Origin of the sequence: Streptomyces sp. NPDC048442 (genome assembly GCF_040651475.1) — a bacterium.
Classification (GTDB): domain Bacteria; phylum Actinomycetota; class Actinomycetes; order Streptomycetales; family Streptomycetaceae; genus Streptomyces.
In genome coordinates this window covers 1-1640 of record NZ_JBEZKB010000071.1, presented here as the reverse complement: position 1 = coordinate 1640, position 1640 = coordinate 1, and the positions used below count along the sequence as shown (strand labels likewise).

3 protein-coding genes are annotated in these 1640 nt (G+C 62.5%); 2 read left to right on the top strand and 1 reads right to left on the bottom strand.

Annotated features, from left to right (window positions below; all coding sequences use genetic code 11):
• Both AB0D18_RS41215 and AB0D18_RS41210 read left to right on the top strand, forming a co-directional pair.
• Positions 1–505: helix-turn-helix domain-containing protein (locus AB0D18_RS41215; RefSeq protein ID WP_362430846.1), on the top strand; the 505-nt coding region annotated here is incomplete at its 5' end.
• A complete protein-coding gene (locus tag AB0D18_RS41210; RefSeq protein ID WP_362430847.1) occupies positions 454–1050 on the top strand; it encodes an IS630 family transposase in 597 nt (198 codons plus the stop codon). The genes AB0D18_RS41215 and AB0D18_RS41210, both read left to right, overlap by 52 nt.
• A gap of 7 nt (positions 1051–1057) precedes the next feature.
• On the opposite strand, the gene AB0D18_RS41205 is transcribed toward AB0D18_RS41210, so the two are convergent.
• Positions 1058–1570: an SMI1/KNR4 family protein gene (locus AB0D18_RS41205; RefSeq protein ID WP_362430845.1), complete on the bottom strand. Its 513-nt coding sequence runs from the start codon at positions 1568–1570 to the stop codon at positions 1058–1060.
• Between the last annotated feature and the right edge of the window lie 70 nt (positions 1571–1640).

Here is a 1640-nt window from a genome sequence, read left to right as displayed (position 1 = left end):
GGGCCGACGCCTGCAGCGGATCGGTCGGACATCGAAGGACCCGGTCAGACTGCGGCGGGCCATCGTGGTGATGATGTCCGCCCAGCACCAGTCGGTGAAGGACATCGTCTCGTTGATACAGGTCAGCGAGGATTATGTGCGCGACGTCATCCATGCGTTCAACAAGCGGGGGTTCGACGCGCTGGACCCAAAATGGGGCGGGGGACGCCCGAGGGTAATCAGTGACCAGGTGCGCGAGCGCATCTGCCTGATTGCCAGGACGTCCCCCGTCGACTGGGGCATCGCCGCGTTCTCCACCTGGAGCCTCGCCAAACTGGCCGAGCACCTGGTCGCCCGGAAGGTCGTGCCCGCCGTCAGTCGGGAGACCCTGCGCCGGATCCTGCGCGAGGGCAAGGTCTCCTGGCAGACCACCACAACGTGGAAGGCCTCCACCGATCCGACTTCATCGCCAAGATGCACCGGGTGCTGGAGCTGTACGACGTACCACCCGCAGACGGCCGGGTGATATGCGTGGACGAGTTCGGCCCGCTCAACCTGCTGCCCCGCAAGGGCAAGGTCTGGCGACCGCGCGGCAGACCCCGTCGGCTCCGGGCCACCTACAACCGCTACGACGGCGTGATGCACATGCTCGCCGCCCTCGACCTGACTACCGGGAAAATCTACTACCACATCCGGCAACGCAAGCGATGGCGCGAGTTCCTTGACCTGCTCAAGGCGCTTCGGGTCCGCTGGCCCGGAGAGAAGTTCTACGTCGTGCTGGACAACTTCTCCCCACACAAGCGCCCCCACGTCCGGGCATGGGCCGTAGCGAACCAGGTCGAGCTGGTCTTCCTCCCCGCCTACGGCTCATGGCTGAACTGGATCGAGTCCGAGTTCGCGGCCTTGCGCTACTTCGCACTAAACGGCACCGACCACCGCAGTCACGATGAACAGAACGCCGCCATCAGCGCCTACATCCGCTGGCGGAACGCGCGCGCTGAGCCGAAGGCCAACTTCGCCCCCGACTCACCCACCCGCACCTGGACCGAATACCCGGCCAAGACCGCGTGACAAGCCACTAGCTCAGAGGCTCGTAGAACGAGCGGTCCGGGACGGAGGCACCCGCCATGACGTCGTCGCCCTTGAGGTATGCCAGCAACCAGTCGCTGAACGTCATTTCGTAGAGCACGAATTCCCCGCTATCCATTTCCTGCACGCCCACAGCCCAAGGCGCTGAGGACTCGCAAGGTACTTGCAGGAAGATGGTCTCTGCTGTTGTTCCTGCTGCGATCGGCAACAGCTCTCCGGGTCGAGACCCTGCCCCACGGGGGAGAAACTCTGCTGAATCTTCTTCAAGCCAAAACTTGATCGATTCTTTGATCTCATCTCCCAGGTTCCTGATCGGATGACCAGGGTGGTAAAGGTACAACCCTTTGTTGATCACGACTGGGCCATAGGCGTCGGCTATAGCTCGGAAGTCATCGGGGAAGAAGATGCCGAGTTCACGCTCCAGTTGGACCCAGGGAGCAGGAACACACCAATTGAAACAGGGTTCTCCCAGTAGTTCCTTGATTTCCTCGAGTGTTGCCATTTTCTCCCCTTACGTACACGGGCCTGCCGAAGTGGCGCCGCGAGATTCACCGTCTGGTGCTGGGCGGACA